Source organism: Chishuiella sp., from assembly GCF_032109125.1.
Classification (GTDB): domain Bacteria; phylum Bacteroidota; class Bacteroidia; order Flavobacteriales; family Weeksellaceae; genus Empedobacter.
In genome coordinates, this window is the sequence record NZ_DAMCLZ010000004.1 from 104139 (window position 1) to 123234 (window position 19096).

Consider the following 19096-nt stretch of genomic DNA (forward strand, 5'->3'; position numbering starts at 1 on the left):
GTATTATTATCTTTGGGCTGTATTATTAAATAAATCACATGAATAACAAAGCAATCTTAATGATTTTAGATGGTTGGGGAATTGGACCTAATCCATCTGTTTCTGCTATAGCACAAGCAAATACTCCATTTATAGATAATTGTTTCAAAAAATTTCCTAATTCGACATTAGACACTTTCGGTTTAGCCGTAGGTTTACCTGAAGGACAAATGGGAAATTCTGAAGTTGGACACATGAATTTAGGAGCAGGACGTGTAGTTTTCCAAAATCTTGTTCGTATAAATATGGCTGCAGAAAATGGAACTTTACAAAATGAACCAATTTTAAAAGATGCTTTTAAATATGCATTAGAAAATAATAAAAAAGTACATTTCATTGGATTAGTTTCTAATGGAGGTGTTCATTCTCATATCAAACATTTAGAAGGATTATTAGATGCTGCTAAAAGCTCTGGATTAGATAAAAATGTATTTGTTCATGCTTTTACAGACGGACGTGATACTGATCCTAAATCTGGAGAAAAATTTATTGCTCAGTTATCAAACCACATGGCAAATTCTACTGGAGAAATTGCTTCTATTGTTGGTCGTTATTATGCAATGGATCGTGATAAACGTTGGGAACGTGTAAAATTAGCATACGATGCAATGGTAAATGCAGTTGGTACAACAACTACAGATCCATTAGCTGCTATACAAAATTCATACAACGAAAATGTTACGGATGAATTTATCAAGCCAATTATTGTTACGGATGAAAATGGTCAACCAAAAGCAAAGATTGAAAATGATGATGTTGTAATTTGTTTCAATTTCCGTACTGATAGAGGACGAGAAATTACTGAAGTATTAAATCAACATGATTTTCCTGAGTATGAAATGCACAAATTAAATTTAAAGTATATTACTTTAACTGAATATGATGCTACATACACTGGAGTAGCTGTAATTTTTGATGAAAAAAATATTGTAAATACCCTAGGTGAAGTTATTGCAAATGCAGGCCGTAAACAAATTCGTATCGCAGAAACAGAAAAATACCCCCATGTAACTTTCTTTTTCAATGGCGGACGTGAAACTCCATTTGAAGGTGAAAATCGTATTCTTTGTGCTTCTCCAAGAGATGTTGCTACATACGACTTAAAACCTGAAATGGCAGCTTATGATATCACGAATGCTATTTTACCAGAAATAGAAAAAGAATCTGCAGATTTTATTTGTTTAAATTTTGCAAATACAGATATGGTTGGACATACTGGTGTTATGGAAGCTGCTATAAAAGCTGCTGAAGTTGTAGATTCATGTGCAGAAAAAATTGTTAACCTTGCTATAGAACATGGCTATAACGTTGTTATTTTAGCTGACCATGGAAATTCAGATTTCATGCAAAACGAAGATGGTTCTCCTAATACACAACATACAACAAATCCAGTACCTTTTATATTAGCACAAAAAAATATTGAATGGAATGTTTCTCATGGAAAATTAGGAGATATTGCTCCGACAATTTTAACACTAATGGGAATTGAAATTCCAACAGAAATGACTGGAGATATAATTATTCAAAAAAAATAACCTAACCACCAATTACTATAATGTTAAATAAAATTATTGCTGTAGATTTTGACGGAACTATTGTGGATGATAAATATCCTGAAATAGGTAAAGCAAAAATTTTTGCTTTTGAAACTATGCGTCAATTACAATCTGAAGGATATAGGCTTATTTTATGGACTTACCGAAGCGGAAAGTACCTAGATGAAGCTATTGAATTTTGTAAAAAAAATGGAATAGAATTCTATGCAATCAACAATAGTTTTGAAGAAGAAAATTTTGACAAAACAAAACAAAGTAGAAAAATAAATGCCGATATTTTTGTCGACGACAGAAATTTAGGTGGTTTCCCTGGATGGAGTGACGTTTATCAAATCATTACTAAAAAAATTGAATTGAGCGTTGATGCAAATGGAGAAAAAAAACCTACTAAGAAAAAGAAAAGAGGATTTTTCGGATTATGATACATTTAAAAAATAAAGAAGAATTAGAGTTAATGTACCAAAGTGCTCAATTAGTTTCTAAAACACTGGGTATGTTGGCAAGTGAAATAAAACCAGGAATAACTACAAATCATTTGGATAAGTTAGGGGGCGAATACATTAGAGATCACGGAGGATATCCTGCATTTTTAGGAATGTACGATTTTCCTAAAAACTTATGTATTTCACCAAATCAAGAAGTTGTTCATGGTATTCCTAACGATAAACCATTGCAAGAAGGAGATATTCTTTCTGTCGATTGCGGTGTTTACATGAATGATTTTTACGGAGATCATGCTTATACTTTCGCTGTTGGTGAAATAGATGCAGAAACTGAAAAACTTTTAAGAATTACAAAAGAATCTCTATATAAAGGAATAGAGCAAATGAAAAAAGGTAATCGTATAGGAGATATTGGTTTTGCTATTCAACAATACTGTGAGAAAGAAGGTTATGGTATCGTGCGTGAATTAGTTGGACACGGTCTTGGAAGAAAAATGCATGAAGATCCTCAAGTTCCTAATTATGGTCGTCGTGGTTCTGGAAAAAAGATTGAAGAAGGAATGGTTTTAGCTATTGAACCTATGGTTAACCTTGGAACAGAAAAAGTATTTTTTCATTCTGACGGATGGACTGTAACAACAAGAGATGAGAAAAATTCTGCTCATTTCGAGCATGATGTTTGTGTTGTAGATGGTGAACCAAAATTACTTTCAACATTCCAATACATCTATGATGCTTTAGGTATTACATCCGACGAAGAAAAACCTTTTTTATTTAAACCGTAATAAAAACTTTTTGTGAAAAAGCTTTTAAAAAAAATAATGAATATCCTACCTCGTCCATTATTAATACAAGGTAGTTATATCATACGACCAATTTTAGTATGGTTTATGAAAGGAAATAGATTTGTAGATCCTATCGATGGACAAGGATATTACAGTCTTTTACCTTATGGATACGAAAAACAAAGAGATAATGTTCTTTCCCCAAGTACATTTTCATTGGAACGCCACCGTTTAATGTGGTTGTATCTTAAAAACAAAACATCTTTCTTTACAGAGAAAGCAAAAGTTTTACATGTTGCTCCTGAACAATCTTTTGTGAAGCGTTTTCGTGACATGAAAAATTTGGAATATGTAACATGTGATATCGAATCTCCTTTGGCTGATGTTAAAGCAGATTTATGTGATTTACCATTTGGTGATGATACTTTTGATATCATATTTTGTAACCATGTTTTAGAACATATTGAAGATGATCACAAAGCAATGAGTGAACTATTTCGTGTTATGAAACCTGGAGGATGGGGAATTTTTCAAGTTCCTATCTCATATCAAAGAGAAGTCACTTATGAAGATCCTACAGTTACAACAAAAGAAGAACGTAAAGAAAAATTTGGTCAATATGACCATGTTCGTGTTTACGGTTTAGATTATTACAATCGACTAGAAAAAGTTGGTTTTATTGTAGAAAAAGTAGACTATACAAAGGAAATATCTCCAGAAGATGTAAAGAAATTCTGCCTAGAAAAAGGTGAAATTTTACCACTTGTTAGAAAACCGATCCAATAATTCAGTTAATTATTCTAAAAAGGGAAAATAAAAAAATAAAAAAGAGTTCGATGAATCGAACTCTTTTTTTATGAATTGAATTATAGATATATAATTTATTTTTGGGCAATCACTTCGTGCCACGCTTTCCATTTCAATCTTTTCTAATTGGTAATTCAGCTGAAATCGAAATGCATCCAATTAGAAAAGGATATACATTGCAATCGTTATTGCATACAAAGCTTGTAATAATCCGTAACAAAAGAAAAACACAAACCTGATTTATACAACAAAAGCAACCTTTTATAGAAGTTGCTTTTGTTATATACTTTGAGATAACTACTCGGGAAAAAAGTAACATTATATGTTACGTCTTATTCCAAAAATATATATCATCTATTTTGCAAATCGTTTCTTACGAAGCCAAAATCCAATCCCTCCCAATATAATAATAATAGCACTTGGGACAAGAATATTTATCATTTGCCAAGTAGATTTTTCTTGTAAAACGACTGTTTCACTAAGCAATGGAATTTCTAATTTACGGTTTCTTAAAGCTAGAAAATCTGCATCTCCCAATAAATAATCCATTGCGTTCATAGCAAACGTTTGGTTTGCATACGTTTTTGGTTTACCATCAGGATTATCTGGACGAACAGAAAATTTATTTTCACCTAATTGCATTGGTACTCCTCGCCAAAGAGAATTTTTTAAAACATCACCATCAGAAATTACAATCATTTTTCCATCAGTTGTTTTTGCTTTAAAGTTTGGAAATTCTTTTCGCTCATATCGCATTGAATATGCTGAATTAAAATTACCTTCTAGCAGAACAGCCATAGGAATTTTCCCCATTTTGTATTCTTCTGTATCGTTAATATCAACTTCATTCAGCTCAATAAAATTTAATGCTGGTTTAAGAGTTGTTTGAGGAGATGTACTCAACAATACCGTTTGCTTTACATTCGGATTCTTTAATAATTCTATTGGGTTTGCAAACTGAAATAAAACAGGATCTATTGAGCTTGTAATAGGATTTTCTTCTCCTTTTACACCCAATTCAAAATAAGGCCAAGTATAATAATTATAACTTGTATTTCCAGCAGTTTCTCCATCTGCCAAAACAATTTGAGCTCCGTTTAAATCTTTTATAACAGCAGGATGAATACGAACTCCGTAGTTAAATAAAAAGTCATTTATCTTTAAATCTCTTGGGAAGGCAACAATTTTTCCACTACGGAAAATAGAATCCATATCTGCATCAACCGTTTCTAAAGCCATCATTAGTTTACCACCATTCATTACATATTGGTCTAAAACTAATTTATCCATATCTGTGAAAGGTAAAGTAGGTTTTGCATCAATTAAGGCATCAAATCGCTTTAAACTATCTAAATCTGATGGTTGCAATGTAAAAGATTTATTTGCAATTGGGTTTAGATAAATTTCTACATCATATTTTTCAGACAAAGCACGACCAAGACCTTGTATATTAGCTTCTGGCAATTCATCATGATGAACAATAAAACCAATTCTTTTACGATTGAAATTGGTTGCTTTTTGTATTTTTTCTGCAAATAAATACTCTAACTTTTCTGTAGAAGCAATTGCTAATTCATCAAAAGAAATAGATGGATCATTAACCAATACTTCCATGAAAGTAGATTTACCTCCGTAAGTTATTTTTGCATAAGGATAAACATTTAATACTCCTTTATCTGTTTTAATAGGAACAGGAGCTAACTTATTTTCTTGTAATTCTGCTTGACCTAAATCTATAGGATCAACAAAAGAGTAAGAAATATTATTATTCTTTTCTCGAAGTTCATCCAATAAAAACTGAATTTCGTTCTTTAATATTCTATAATCCCCTGTTAAATCTCCCCCAAGTAAAACTTCTATTTTCAAAGGTTGTTTTACGTTTTCTACTAATTTTTCTGTTGTCGATGTTAGTGTAAAACGTTTGTCTTTTGTCATATCAATTCGTGTATAAACAAATTGACTAATAATAAAAATAGCTATTAACGTTATGAAAATAATAAGGCTTGATTTATTTAATTTCTTCATGACTCTATTTTTTATTTTCAAGATTAATAATAGTTAATTGATTTAAAATTGCAATCAATACTATAAAATAAAGTAAATCACGAGTATCTATAATTCCTTTTAGAAACTGATTATAATGTATGTAACTTCCTATTTTTTGAACATAAAAATCTAATGATCCTAATAAACTATAAGAAGCTAAACCTTCGAAACCATAATAAAATATAAAACAGCAAAACACAGCGAGAACATAGGCCAATACTTGATTTTTAGTTATCGACGATGTAAATAATCCAATTGCTGCAAATAAACTCCCTAAAAAAAATAAACCAATATAGCCTGATAGAATTGTACTATAATCCAATTCTTGTTCTGGTATTAAAAATTCTTGTAGAGTTATTGTGAATAAAAATGTTGATAGTAAACAAAAAATAATAACTGATAATACGGCAAAGTATTTTCCTAAAACTATTTGGTTATTTTTTATTGGCAAAGTAAATAACCATAATAATGTTCCGTTCGCTTGCTCCTCTGCAATTAATTTCATTGTAAGAGCAGGAATTAAGAATAAAAATATCCAAGGAGCAATAAAGAAAAAGCTACTCAAAGAAGCATTTCCAGTATTGAATACATTATATTGATTATCAAAAAACCAAAGGAATAACACTGAAACGATAACAAACGTGAGTGCTGATAAATAAGCTGTAAAACCAAGATAAAAATTGGAAAATTCTCTTTTAAAGATTGTCCACATATTATTTTTTATTATTTCTATTTATTAAACGAACAATCAGCATAAGTATTACACCAGAACCAAAGAAACTTACTATAGACCAATACCAATCTTTTGCAAAATCTGTTTTTTGTATAACAGCAAATACAATTGTAAATAAAAGAATTGTAGCAACTTCATTCATCATTCGTAATTGCACTGAAGTATATTTATAAATATTTTTTTGTATCTGTTTTAATGTTCGCCAACACCAAAAATGATAAATAAATAAAACACTTACCATTCCTAGTTTACTCTTCATCCAAGGGAGCTGTAATAATGCTGGATTTTTCATTAACATATTTATCCCCATTGTAACTAAAATAACAAGAGCTGGAGCAGTAATTACATTCCATAATTTTTTTTCCATATAAGTATATTGCTCTTGTAAAATTGTTTTTTTAGGCTCGTCCATTTTTTGTGTTTCGGTATGATAAATCATCAACCTAACAATATAAAATAGACCAGCAAAGTAACTAACTACAAAAATTATGTGTATTGCTTTATATATTAAATAATTGTATGTCATTTTATTTGTAATTGTTTTTTGTCCTACTTTTTTCTAGCGTTAATTTTCAAATTCAATTGTAATTGTATCTCCTTTTTTCAATCCCATCAATTTATTTGCTCCTCCTGAAATAACTGGATTACTTTTATAAAGTGTAACTTCTAAAAAATTTGCAGAGTTAAATAAACATAAAGTTCTACCAAAAGCTTGAACTTCTTTACTAAAATCTTGAACAACTTCGTTATAGTGTTCATAAATAATATTAATATCCGTTATTGAGAAATCTTTTTGACGTAATAATATTTTATACTTTCTATCTTTTGCTATTTCCTCAAAAAATAATCTAGAAATATTTGTCACAACATTCCCAAAATGATCAATATAAATAACATTACCTATAATAAATTTGTCATCTCTGTAAATTGGTTTTAGCTCATTCAATTGTCTTAATTCATTCCTTTTATTCCCTAAAATAGAAGGAAGTCCTCCTCTAGCTAAGTGACAAGCAATAGGTACAAAACAATTTTTCATAGGAAACAAACTTTCCATTCCTTCTGGATAAGCAGTTACTTCATAAATTTCTTCTGCTTCATTATTTTGACAAATCAATGATAAAATTCCATTATCAGCACAAACAAAATAATGTCCATTTATAAAAGCACAAATTGGTTTTTGAAAAGGAGTACTAAGAGCATTTACACCTATAATATGAATTGTTCCTTTAGGAAATTCATCATAAGAGTTACGAATTACATAAGCTGCTTCTGATAAATCGTAAGGATTGACATTGTGAGAAATATCAACAATTGTAACATCGGCCAATTCTTTTAGAATTGCGCCTTTTACGCTAGAAACAAAGTAATCTTTGAGACCAAAATCCGATGTTAATGTAATAATTGCCATTATTCTGTAATAATTAGCAAATATATTGTTTATTTTTGTGTATGTGAACCAAAAATACAAACACATTTGACAGAAATTAATATAGAACTAGCAGAAATTAGTGCTCAAGATTTTTACGGTGCTAATAATGAACATCTGAAAAGAATAAAGGAGTATTATCCTAAATTAAAAATTATTGCTAGAGGAAGGCAATTGACAGTATTTGGTAATGAGGAAGTTCTGAAAGTTTTTGAACAAAAAATCCAGAAAATAATTTATCATATTCATAAGTTTAATCATCTTTCTGATAGAGAATTGGAAATAATTATGACTGAAGATAATAATGAAATGCTTCAAATGAAAAAAGAAGATACAATTATTGTTCATGGTGTGAATGGTAAAATAATAAAACCTCAAACCCCAAATCAGCATAAACTTGTCCAAACTGTTTATGATAAAGATATGGTTTTTGCAATTGGACCTGCTGGTACAGGAAAAACATATACTGCGGTGGCTTTAGCTGTACAAGCATTAAAAAACAAAGAAGTACGTAGAATCATTATGACTCGTCCTGCTGTTGAGGCTGGAGAAAATCTTGGTTTTCTTCCAGGAGACATGAAGGACAAATTAGATCCGTATTTACAACCTTTGTACGATGCCTTGAGAGATATGATTCCTTTTGAAAAATTATCTACTTATACAGAAAAAGGTGTTATTGAAGTTGCTCCTTTAGCTTTTATGAGAGGTAGAACATTAGATAATGCTTTTGTAATTTTGGATGAAGCTCAAAATACAACTTATGCTCAAATGAAAATGTTTTTAACAAGAATGGGTAAACATTCTAAATTCATCATTACAGGAGATCCTGATCAAGTTGATTTGCCACCAAAACAAAAATCTGGTTTACGAGAAGCTTTAACAATTTTAAGTGGTGTAAAAGATATTGGGATGATTTATTTGGATGATAAAGATGTTGTTCGACATAAAATTGTTCGAGAAATATTAAAAGCTTATAAAACAAGCGAAGATAAAGAACGTAAAAAAATTGATATAAAGTAACAAAAAAATAGCTGAATTAACATGAATTCAGCTATTTTCAACTATTCTATTGATTTATTTTCATCATGTCTATCCTCTACTGATTTATCTTCAGAAGATCCAGCTTTCCAATAAGAAAAAGCATAAAGTTCTTCTTTCGTCCAATCTAGTTCTTTACGAAAATAGTTACGTAAATCTTTTACGGTAGAAAATTCTGCAGCAACATACGCAAATTTTGTACATACATTTGGAATAGTGATAGAACGTACTTTTTGAGATAATTCACTTCCTAATTCTGGATGCTCGTTAGTTAGCCAAATTATTTCGAAATTTTTTGGCTTTATCAATTCTAAATCATTTTCATTAGTTGGTTTTTCTATAATAGCTATACCCTTAGCTTGTTCAGGTAAATCTTCTAAAATACAACTTATGACAGGTATTGCAGTTGCATCTGCAACAAAAAAATACCAATCAGATTCTGGATATAAAGGTGTATCAAACAATTTCATTGCAATACCTAATTCATCGCCTTCTTTAGAGTTTATAGCCCATCTAGAGGCAGGGCCATTATCTCCATGATTTACAAAATCAATTATCATATGATTTTTTTCTAAATCAATTCCTCTATGAGTATATGTTCTAATAAAAGGGCGTAATTCTTCAGCAGGCTGTTCCCATTGCCTTGTCTCTAAATTAAGTTCAGGTAAATGAACTTTATCTACACCATTTGGAGGAATAAAAATTTTATTATTTACACCTAATTTACAAATTTTATACGCACTTATATCATTAGAATGTAATGTTACACGAATAAGATATGGCGTTATATATTCTTTTTTAACAAGTTTAAAAACCTGTTTTTCAATTAAATTATTCTTCATATAAAATTTATTTTATTTATAACCAATAATATTATTTCAAAAATATTTATATTATTTAGAATTATTACAAATAATACGAATTACTTTCAATACTTTTGTATTATTGTAATAATTTTATTGATATGTCTTTTAGAGAAATTGTAATTGATGCAAAAAGTAATGAAAATTTAAATTTTGTTGATGGAAGCTTACAGATTATAGAAACTGATGGTTTATCTATAGATTACGCACGCTTAGAATATTCTTCTATTCAAAAAAAAGAATTAAAGAAAAAAGAAGAGCATATCGAATTATTTTTCATGTTACAAGGTGCTCATAAGTATTATACATCAAACCAAACAATTGTTAATACAAATACAGGTAAATATGGTTTTTTTTACTTACCAGAAATTGATGGTAATTTTGATTTTGTTCCTTACGAAAAACGCTATCATTCTCTTGGTATAGAATTTTCATTAAAATATCTTGAAGATTTATTTAAAAATGATTTAGAAATTTTAGGAAAATTTGGACAATCACTTTATTCTAAAGATCAATCTTTTTTTGCTGATAACATTACTATCCCTCAAAATATAAAATGGGTAATCAATGAAATTTTACAAAATCCCTATGATGGTGTTTTAAAAAAAATATACCTAGAAAGTAAAATAAATGAACTTCTTTTACTTGTTTTAACTTCCAAAAAAGAGGAGATTTCAGAAAAAATATGCTCAGATATATTTAATAAAAATGATATTGAAAAACTATATTACATAAGAGAAATCATTTCTAAAAACATTGAAAACCCACATTCTCTAAAAAGTTTATCGCGTATTTCTGGTTTAAATGAATTTAAATTAAAAAAAGGATTCAAAGAATTATTTAACTGTACTGTCTTCCAATATATTTTTCAAGAAAAAATGGAACTAGGAAGAAAAATGATTTTAGAAACCCAACAAAGTATAACAGAAATAGCAACTAATGTTGGCTATAAAAATGCTACACACTTTACCTCAGCTTTTAAAAAACATTACAATATTCTTCCTAGTCAGTTGAGAAAATAGATTTAGTTTTTCTTGTATATTTCGTTATATAAATTCTCTAATGTAGAGAAATGTCTTGGTCCATAATCTAAAAAATCATCATAATTAACAGTTATAATTCTTTTATTTTTTATTGCTGATACATCTTTTATTAAAGGATCATTATACATTACTTTTTTTACTTCCTCTTCTGGAACAAAAGAACGATCTGCATTTATATTTATAATAATATCAGGATTTACACTTACCAAATGCTCAAATGTATTATCATTAGAAAATCCTTGTATAGCAGGTTTTAAATTTAATTTACTGATTAGATCATATTGTAAACCATCTGATACAACTGGAACGCTATATCTTTTTTTATTAATATCCATTGAATATATAGCCAACACAGTATAAGGTTTCTCTACATTTTTTACGCTTTTGACTTGTTCTAAAATATTATCATATTTTTTCTTTAGTTGATCAGCATAAGTATTTGCTTTATCTTCAACATTAAGAATTTTCCCTAAATTTTTCACATCCTCTATAATTGTTAATAAAGTAGGTGAATTATGATTAATACTTGCTCTTTGAGAATAAACAGGAATTCCTAATTGATTGTAACTATCTATAGTTCCTTGAAAAGCTTCATTAAGTCCTCTACCTGATCCAATAAAAATATCTGGTTGATAACTTGCTATAACTTCTTTATTGGTTTTCATTTTATCACCAATAACCTTCAATTGACTCAGTTCATTTTTCCACTTTCCATTTGGTTTATTATCCAATTGTAGTATTCCTACAATTTTATCTTTCAAACCTAATTCTAATAAGATTTCTGTACAAGAAAGATTATTTACGACAATACGTTCTGGAACTTTATCTAGTTTTTGAGGAAATACTTTTCCATCCATATCATATGAATCAAACTCTTGATGAAAATTAGTTTGAGTTGTAGGCGTTTCAATTTTTTCTTTTTTGTTACATGCAGAAAACAATATAACTCCTAAAGAGAAAGTAATTATATAACTTATTTTTTTCATTTTTTACTATTTTAATAATAACTAATACATATATTTTGTGTCGTAGGATGACGAAAAACTTCACAGTCTACTTCGTACACATCTTGAATAATTTCTTTTGTTAAAACCTCATCAATTGAACCATGATAAACTATTCTACCTTTCTTTATAAAATAAATATAATCACAATATTTAGCTGCTAAAGACAAATCATGTAATGCTGTAAGTACTGTAACATTCATATTTTTTATTGTTGAAAGAACTTCCATTTGATATTTTATATCTAAATGATTACTTGGTTCATCCAATATCATAACATCAGCCTCCTGAGCGATAGCTCTAGCTAAAGCTAATCGTTGTTTTTCTCCTCCAGATAAAGCTGTAATTTTTTTATCTTTTAAAGAAATTAAACCTGTTTTTTCTAATGCATTAAGAACAATTTCTTTATCATAATCAGTATCTTTTTGTAAATACTTTTTATGAGGAATTCTTGCTGTTTGTACAACTTCTTCTACAGTAAAATCAAATGCAAATAATTGAAATTGACTAACAACAGATAATTGTTTTGCAAGCTCTTTTGAAGAAAATGATTTTATTGGTTGATTATCAATACTAATTTCTCCTTTAATCGGTTTCAAAACACGATAAACCGATTTTAATAATGTTGATTTACCACTTCCGTTTGGACCAAGTAAAGCAACAAATTGTTTAGATTTTACATGAAGATCAATTGATTGAAGAATATTAATTCCAGCTAAATCAACTTTTAATTGATCAATTTGTATTTCCATCTGAAATTAATTAGAATATGAATAATTTTTCTTAATCATAATGTATGCAAAAAATATTGCTCCTATTAATGATGTAAATATTCCTATAGGGAATTCTTTGAATCCCATTAATGAACGAGAAACAGTATCAGCTATCATCATAAATATTGCACCTAATAAACATGAAATAGGTATTAAGTATTTATGATTTGATCCAAAAATAGCTCTTCCTATATGTGGAACAATTAATCCTACAAAACCAATAATACCAGTTTTAGAAACAAGAAAACCTACAATTAAGGAAACAATAATAATATAAATTGTTCTTAATAAATGTACATTCAACCCTAATGTTATTGCAATTTCATCTCCTTGTAAAAAAGCATTTAACTGTCTGTATTGTGACCAAAAAAATATAAAACTTAAGAAAACCAAAACCAATGGCATTGTAAGATCATTCCATTGTATAGAGCTTAATGATCCCATTGTCCAAAAAGATATACGAGTAATTGTATCTTGATTTCCTAAAAGTGCAACTAAAAAATTTGCAATTGCTTGGAATGCTGCATTAACAATCATACCAGATAAAATTAATTTTGTAGTTGATATTTTGGATTTATAAGATGATAGAAATAATACAGATAATGAAGCTATTAAAGCACCTAAAAATGCTGATAATTCTATTGCTAAATTATTATTAAAAAAAGGAATCCAAGTTCCAACCATTATAAATACAACAGCTCCTAAATATCCTCCAGATGAAACTCCTATTATAAAAGGATCTGCCAAAGGATTTTGCACCATAGCTTGCATTACTACTCCACATAAAGACAACCCCACTCCAACAATCATTGCCATAAATATTCTAGGAAATCGCAGTTGCCAAAGAATATTCATTTGTACATCACTTATTGTTTGTTCATTGTTTATTAACTTTAACCAAAGCAACTCATATACTTTTTCATAAGGAATTTTTACAGCCCCCAAACTGACTGAAAAACCGAAAACCAACAATAAAATTATTCCTAAAATAGCACACCAAATAGGAAATTTCAATCTTTTCAAAAACATTTTTTCTATCTTCTACAAAGTAAAATTTACATTTAAATATTTCACTTTTACAACTTGCAAGCAAAGGTATTAATCCAATTCACTTATTTTTATTTGGCCTAAATAATAATCCTTTTAACGTCACTTATAATCCTTTTAACGTCAGTGATGGATTTACAATGTGTCTACTTTTGCTGAGTGAAATTCAATATAAAATTTTACGATTATTAATCTAATTAACACAGATAAAAGTAATGAACAAGTTTTTTTTACTTGCTGTTGTTTTTGCTTCTTCCCCACTTTATAGTCAAGAAGACTCTCTTAAATTATATCAATTAGGAGAAGTCATTTTAGAAAAAACTAATCTTAGTGAAAAAGTTAGCAAGCAACCAATAAGAGCTAATGTCTTAGACATGAAAAATCTAAGAGATCAATCTTCTTCTGTTATCGATCTTATGAATCGTACAACTGGAGTAAGAGTAAAACAGGATGGAGGTTTAGGCACACGAGCAAATATTATTCTAAATGGATTTCAAGGAAATTCTATTAAATATTTTAGAGATGGTATTCCTATGGATTATTTAGGAAATGCTTTCAACTTTTCTATTGTTCCTCCAAATAGTATTGATAGAATAGAAATATATAAAGGTATTGTCCCTGTAGAATTAGGAGCAGATGCACTAGGAGGAGCTGTAAATATTGTAACAAGAGTTCCCGAAAAATCTAATTCAGCAGATTTATCTTATCAAATTGGTTCATTTAACACGCATAGATTTACGGCTAATTTATATAATAGGAATGATAAAAATGGTTGGTACAATGGTCTTAATTTTTTCTATAATTATTCAGATAATGACTACAAAGTTGATGTTCCTGTAAATGATTCTGAAACCGCAAATTCTAAAATAGAAACGCATCGCTTATTTCATAATAAATTTAATAATGCATTTGGTGAAGTATACACAGGTTTAAGAAATAAAACTTGGGCAGATGATATTCGTTTTACTGTAACTGCATTTACATTAAGCAAGGATCGTAATTATGGATTAACAATGAATTATCCTTTCGGAGCTGTAACAACAGAAATGTATTCTATTATTCCTACTTTACGCTATCAAAAGAAATTTTTGAACGACCGATTAAAATTTGATCAATTTTTCGTTTACAATAATTTACATACAAAATTTACTGACGTTGCAAAAGGGTATTATGATTGGTATGGTCAATTTCATGAAGTAGCTGCGAGAAACGGAGAATCAACAATGAATGGTAGTTTACAGAAATTAAAATTTTCAAATTTTGTTTCTAGAACAAATCTTAATTATGCATTAAATGATTATTCATCTTTAGAGTTAAATTCAACTTATTCGTCAACCAATCGTACTGGATCTGATCCTTATGGAGATAAATTTCCTGTTTCTGGCTTAGACTTATTATCTGCAAAAAATAAATATAGAAAATGGGTTTTAGGATTAGGATATAGAATAAATCTTCTTGACGGAAAATTAGTAAATGATTTAGCCGCTAAATATTATACACTGAATACTGAAGGAGTTGAAGCTTCTAGAGTTTCTGATACTGAAGGTCGTCGTAAAAAAAGCATCAATAAATGGGGAGCTTCTGAAGCTTTAAAATATCAATTCAACCAAAATTTATTTGCTCGTCTTTCTGGAGAAGTTGCTGTAAGATTACCTGAACAAGAAGAATTTTTTGGAGATGGAAATTTCATCAATAGTAATTTTTCTTTAAATCCAGAAAAAAGTTATAATGTAAATCTTGGCGTTAACTACAGCAAAAAAAATAAGTTTTCTTATGAAGCTAACTTATTTTTTAGAAGAACACAAGATATGATTTTATTAGTAAGTACTGGAATTTATGGAAACTATCTAAATGTAAGTAAAGTACAAGGGCTAGGAGTTGAAATGGATGCTTCATACCATTTTTTACCTTGGTTAGAAATTAAAGGAAATTTCACTTACCAAGATTTCAGGTTAGTAGATCAAAAAGATCCTACTTACGAAGGTTCTCGCTTAAGAAACACCCCTTATTTCTTTGCTAATTTAAGCGCATATACTCACTTTAAAAATGTTATCAAAAAGGGAGATCAATTTAGTTTTTATTGGAATTATGGATTCGTAAGAGAATACTACTTAGACTACATTCCTAAAGCGTATGAACCAAAAGGTTTTTTAGGATTAACTGGTTCTCCAAAAATAAATGTTGATGCTTACACTATTCCTAGTCAAAACTTACACTCTGCTGGTTTTACTTGGAAACCATCAAAAACATTAGGATTTGGGGTAGAAGCTCGAAATATTTTTAATTCAAAAATATATGACAACTATCGTATACAAAATGAAGGATTTAATATCCATTTTAAAATAAATGTATCATTATAAAATAATATAAACTATAAATATGAAAACAAATAAATTTCTGAAATTAGGTAAAATTTCAGCTTTCGTTTTAGCTGGATTATTAACACTTTCATCATGTTCAAGTTCTGATGATGATGGTGGTTCTACAACAGTTCCTGAAACAAAAACGAACGACTATGTAATTCTTACTGGAGATTTAAGTGTTAGTCCTTATGTTGGATATCTTTCTGCATTTTCAGCTTTACCAGAAGGCGATTTTTCGAATATAAAAGAAGGTTCTCTTTCTGTAAAAGCAAACGGAATTAAATATTACGGTAAATGGATTTTTCAACGTTTACAATTAGGTAGAGTTCAATCTACTGATGATGGTATTTTACGTTATTCTTTAGATGCTAATGGAAATTTAATTCAAGATGGAGAAATTAAAGGAATGTCTTCTAATTTCTATGTTCATAATGAAACAACAGGATTCTATGCTGATACAGATAGAGGATTAATGAAGTTACAAATTTTCAATCCTTCTACAATGCAACGTACAGGAGAAATTGACTTAACATCTCTTTCTACAACAGAATATGGTCCATACCAAGCTGTAGGAACTCATTTCATTGCTACAAAAAATGGAAAACTATATGCTGATATTGTATATGGATCTCTAGCTGGAAAAGGAAGTTTTTCTATCGATGATCCAAGAGGATTTGTTGATATTGCTGTAATTGATATCGCTACTTTAAAATACGAAAAAACTATTCGTGACACAAGAATCAACTACGTAGGATACCCAGGAAATGCTAATCAAATGTGGGCAATGGGTGATGACGGTGCATTATACATTTGTTCTCATGGGTTTGGAAAAACAGGAGGTACAAATACATCTGCAATTGTTCGTATAAAAGCTGACGAAACAGATTTTGATAAAAACTGGATTATTAAAGCAAGTGATTATTCTACAAATTCTTCTATAAGTACTGTTGCTGTAAAAGATGGTAAACTTTATACTTCTTGGGGATCAAAAGCACTTACATTTACTGGTTTAACAGGAGATGCTATTTATGATTATTACTCATTTGACAAAGAAAATATAGCAGCTGGACCACAAAAAATTGCAAATATCCCTTCTACAACTTACTCATTCCAAAATGCTCAAAATATTACTACAATAGATAACAAAGTATATTTTAGAGTAGTTAATGGAAATGGTAATAATGGATACTATGTTTTAGACGGAACTAATTCTGCTAAACAAGCTTTCAACATTACATCTGGAGGTATAGTTTGGGGATTAGCTAAGCTAAAACAAAACTAATTTTTTATTCAAAAAAATTATCTTAATTAATTGTATCGGTGTATACCAAAAGTGTACACCGATTTTATTATTTTAAAAATTATAAAATATGAAACAAACAAAAACGCTATGGTTGATTATTTCACCTATTAGAAATAAAATCAATTGGGCCATGTTTCTTTCTAGTGTTTCTTCTTTTTCTATTGTACTTAATTTAGTTTTTCTTAGCTATTTAATTGATGCTCTTTTTTCTAATAACAGAGAAAATATTTTATATTATTTCTTAGGTATGCTACTTTGTACAACTTTTGGGTATTTCTTTCGATTAAAAGCATTTGATGTTTCTCATTATGCTGCATTCAAATTAGAAGCTCTTTTAAGAAAAAAAATCGCAAAACATTTAGCTATTCTACCTTTGGGGTATATTACCGAGCATGGTTCTGGAGCATTAACAAAAGTATTAAACGAAGATGTTCGTCAACTACATGGCTTTGCTGCAGATAGTACACCATTATATGCCAGAACTTATGCATTTCCAGTTTTTACTTTAATTGCTCTTTTCTGGTTCGATTATCGTATTGCTTTAATATGTCTAGCTATTTTAATTATAGGACTTAGCTTACTTACTTTCATTATGAAAAATAGTGCTGAAGTTTCTAGAGAATTCAATAAAGGACGAGAAGCTATTAATGCTTCTGTTATAGAATATGTACAAGCAATGCCAGTTGTTAGAGTATTTGATGGAGGAAAAACTTCTTTTTCTAAATTTGATACTGCATTAAAAAACTTTTTAGGTATTATTACAAAATGGTATAAGCAAAATGGTTTAGGAGCTAAATTATCTATGCTTATCTTAAACCCTTTACCTACATTTATTATTCTCCTTATTGTTGGGACATATTGGTATACAAATAATCAAATTAGTTTTTTAGGACTAGTGTCTACTTTGTTATTAGGAACTGGAATGATGGAATCTATACTTCCATATAGAACTTTAATGAATATTATTCTTCGCTCTGAAATTAGTGCAAAAAGAATTGATGAATTATTAAACGTGGAGCCATTAACAGAAACAACAAAAGAAAACATCTTACCGCAAGATGCAAGTATAACTTTCGAAAATGTTTCTTTTACATATTCTGGAAGAGAAGAAAAAGCTTTAGATACTATTAATTTTACAGTTCTTCCAAAAACATTTACTGCAATTACAGGATCTTCTGGAGCAGGAAAATCAACAATAGCTAGATTAATCCCCCGTTTTTGGGACATACAAGAAGGCGTAATAAAAATTGGACAAAAAGATATTCGTGATTTAAAATCTGATGTACTACTTAATCATCTTTCATTTGTTTTTCAAGATAGCTTCATTTTTTCTGATACAATTGCAAATAACATTAAAATGGGCAATAATACTGCAACAATGGATGAAGTTATTGCAGCAGCAAAATCAGCTCAAATACATGATGAAATAATGAGTTTACCTCTTGGATATGATACTTTTTTACAAGAAAGAGCAAATAATTTTTCAGGTGGTCAAAAACAACGATTAGCAATTGCTCGAGCTATTTTAAGAGATAAACCTATTCTTGTTTTAGATGAAGCAACATCATTTTCTGATACCGAAAATGAATATCAATTAATGAAAGCTTTCAAAAATTTAATGAAAGATAAAACTGTTATTATGATTGCTCATAGATTAGAAACGATTAAAAATGCTGATCAAATTGTTGTAGTAGAAAAAGGAAAAATTATAGAAAAAGGAAATCATCAAGATTTGATTGATATAAACGGGAAATATACTGCAATGTGGGAATCTTATCAACAAGCTAGAAATTGGCATATCAAAGCTTCTCATTCATCATAAAAATT

The 19096-nt window shown here is 29.1% G+C and carries 17 protein-coding genes; 9 read left to right on the plus strand and 8 right to left on the minus strand.

Going from position 1 to position 19096, the window contains the following annotated elements:
* Window positions 1-38 precede the first annotated feature (38 nt).
* Genes gpmI through RT575_RS06350 form a run of 4 tightly spaced genes read left to right on the plus strand, consistent with a single transcriptional unit; the run spans window position 39 to window position 3609 of the window.
* Window positions 39-1574: a 2,3-bisphosphoglycerate-independent phosphoglycerate mutase gene (gene gpmI / locus RT575_RS06335; protein WP_313579632.1), complete on the plus strand. Its 1536-nt coding sequence runs from the start codon at window positions 39-41 to the stop codon at window positions 1572-1574.
* 20 nt (window positions 1575-1594) lie between these two features.
* Window positions 1595-2017: a BT0820 family HAD-type phosphatase gene (locus RT575_RS06340; protein ID WP_409515949.1), complete on the plus strand. Its 423-nt coding sequence runs from the start codon at window positions 1595-1597 to the stop codon at window positions 2015-2017.
* Window positions 2014-2823, plus strand: a complete 810-nt coding sequence (gene map / locus RT575_RS06345) for a type I methionyl aminopeptidase (RefSeq protein WP_313579634.1) — start codon at window positions 2014-2016, stop codon at window positions 2821-2823. The genes RT575_RS06340 and map overlap by 4 nt, the downstream gene beginning before the upstream one ends.
* A 36-nt stretch (window positions 2824-2859) precedes the next feature.
* Complete coding sequence (locus tag RT575_RS06350; protein ID WP_313376283.1) at window positions 2860-3609, plus strand: methyltransferase domain-containing protein; 750 nt, start codon at window positions 2860-2862, stop codon at window positions 3607-3609.
* A gap of 375 nt (window positions 3610-3984) precedes the next feature.
* Here the strand turns inward: RT575_RS06350 and gldG are convergent, their stop codons facing one another.
* From gldG to RT575_RS06370, 4 genes are read right to left on the minus strand one after another with little or no spacing between them, the layout of a single operon-like run.
* On the minus strand, window positions 3985-5655 hold the full coding sequence (gldG, locus tag RT575_RS06355; RefSeq protein WP_313579636.1) for a gliding motility-associated ABC transporter substrate-binding protein GldG: 1671 nt from the start codon (window positions 5653-5655) through the stop codon (window positions 3985-3987).
* A gap of 4 nt (window positions 5656-5659) precedes the next feature.
* Entirely contained in the window at window positions 5660-6388 is a 729-nt protein-coding gene (locus RT575_RS06360) for an ABC transporter permease subunit (RefSeq protein ID WP_313579638.1), read from the minus strand.
* Between the two features lies 1 nt (window position 6389).
* Window positions 6390-6935 carry a CopD family protein gene (locus RT575_RS06365; protein ID WP_313383839.1) on the minus strand — a complete coding sequence of 182 codons (546 nt, stop codon included), beginning with the start codon at window positions 6933-6935 and terminating at the stop codon, window positions 6390-6392.
* Between the two features lie 39 nt (window positions 6936-6974).
* Complete coding sequence (locus RT575_RS06370; RefSeq protein ID WP_313383837.1) at window positions 6975-7817, minus strand: SAM-dependent chlorinase/fluorinase; 843 nt, start codon at window positions 7815-7817, stop codon at window positions 6975-6977.
* A gap of 66 nt (window positions 7818-7883) precedes the next feature.
* Here RT575_RS06370 and RT575_RS06375 point away from each other — a divergent pair, with 66 nt between their 5' ends.
* A complete protein-coding gene (locus RT575_RS06375; protein WP_313579640.1) occupies window positions 7884-8855 on the plus strand; it encodes a PhoH family protein in 972 nt (323 codons plus the stop codon).
* Between the two features lie 41 nt (window positions 8856-8896).
* Here the strand turns inward: RT575_RS06375 and RT575_RS06380 are convergent, their stop codons facing one another.
* Window positions 8897-9715 (minus strand): siderophore-interacting protein, encoded by an 819-nt coding sequence (locus RT575_RS06380; RefSeq protein ID WP_313579642.1) that lies wholly within the window; start codon window positions 9713-9715, stop codon window positions 8897-8899.
* A 122-nt stretch (window positions 9716-9837) separates the two neighbouring features.
* Between RT575_RS06380 and RT575_RS06385 the strand changes: the two genes are divergently transcribed.
* The gene (locus RT575_RS06385; protein WP_313383832.1) at window positions 9838-10758 is read left to right on the plus strand and encodes an AraC family transcriptional regulator; all 921 of its coding nucleotides are present in this window, start codon (window positions 9838-9840) and stop codon (window positions 10756-10758) included.
* 2 nt (window positions 10759-10760) lie between these two features.
* Here RT575_RS06385 and RT575_RS06390 read toward each other — a convergent pair whose 3' ends face one another.
* Genes RT575_RS06390 through RT575_RS06400 form a run of 3 tightly spaced genes read right to left on the minus strand, consistent with a single transcriptional unit; the run spans window position 10761 to window position 13570 of the window.
* The gene (locus tag RT575_RS06390) at window positions 10761-11765 is read right to left on the minus strand and encodes an ABC transporter substrate-binding protein (RefSeq protein ID WP_313579645.1); all 1005 of its coding nucleotides are present in this window, start codon (window positions 11763-11765) and stop codon (window positions 10761-10763) included.
* An 11-nt stretch (window positions 11766-11776) separates the two neighbouring features.
* Window positions 11777-12535: an ABC transporter ATP-binding protein gene (locus tag RT575_RS06395; RefSeq protein WP_313579647.1), complete on the minus strand. Its 759-nt coding sequence runs from the start codon at window positions 12533-12535 to the stop codon at window positions 11777-11779.
* A 6-nt stretch (window positions 12536-12541) separates the two neighbouring features.
* On the minus strand, window positions 12542-13570 hold the full coding sequence (locus tag RT575_RS06400) for an iron ABC transporter permease (RefSeq protein ID WP_313579649.1): 1029 nt from the start codon (window positions 13568-13570) through the stop codon (window positions 12542-12544).
* A 248-nt stretch (window positions 13571-13818) separates the two neighbouring features.
* Here RT575_RS06400 and RT575_RS06405 point away from each other — a divergent pair, with 248 nt between their 5' ends.
* From RT575_RS06405 to RT575_RS06415, 3 genes are all read left to right on the plus strand, one after another.
* Window positions 13819-15963, plus strand: a complete 2145-nt coding sequence (locus tag RT575_RS06405; RefSeq protein WP_313383826.1) for a TonB-dependent receptor plug domain-containing protein — start codon at window positions 13819-13821, stop codon at window positions 15961-15963.
* 19 nt (window positions 15964-15982) lie between these two features.
* On the plus strand, window positions 15983-17248 hold the full coding sequence (locus RT575_RS06410; protein WP_313579651.1) for a DUF4374 domain-containing protein: 1266 nt from the start codon (window positions 15983-15985) through the stop codon (window positions 17246-17248).
* Between the two features lie 88 nt (window positions 17249-17336).
* Entirely contained in the window at window positions 17337-19091 is a 1755-nt protein-coding gene (locus RT575_RS06415) for an ABC transporter ATP-binding protein (protein ID WP_313579653.1), read from the plus strand.
* Window positions 19092-19096: the final 5 nt, after the last annotated feature.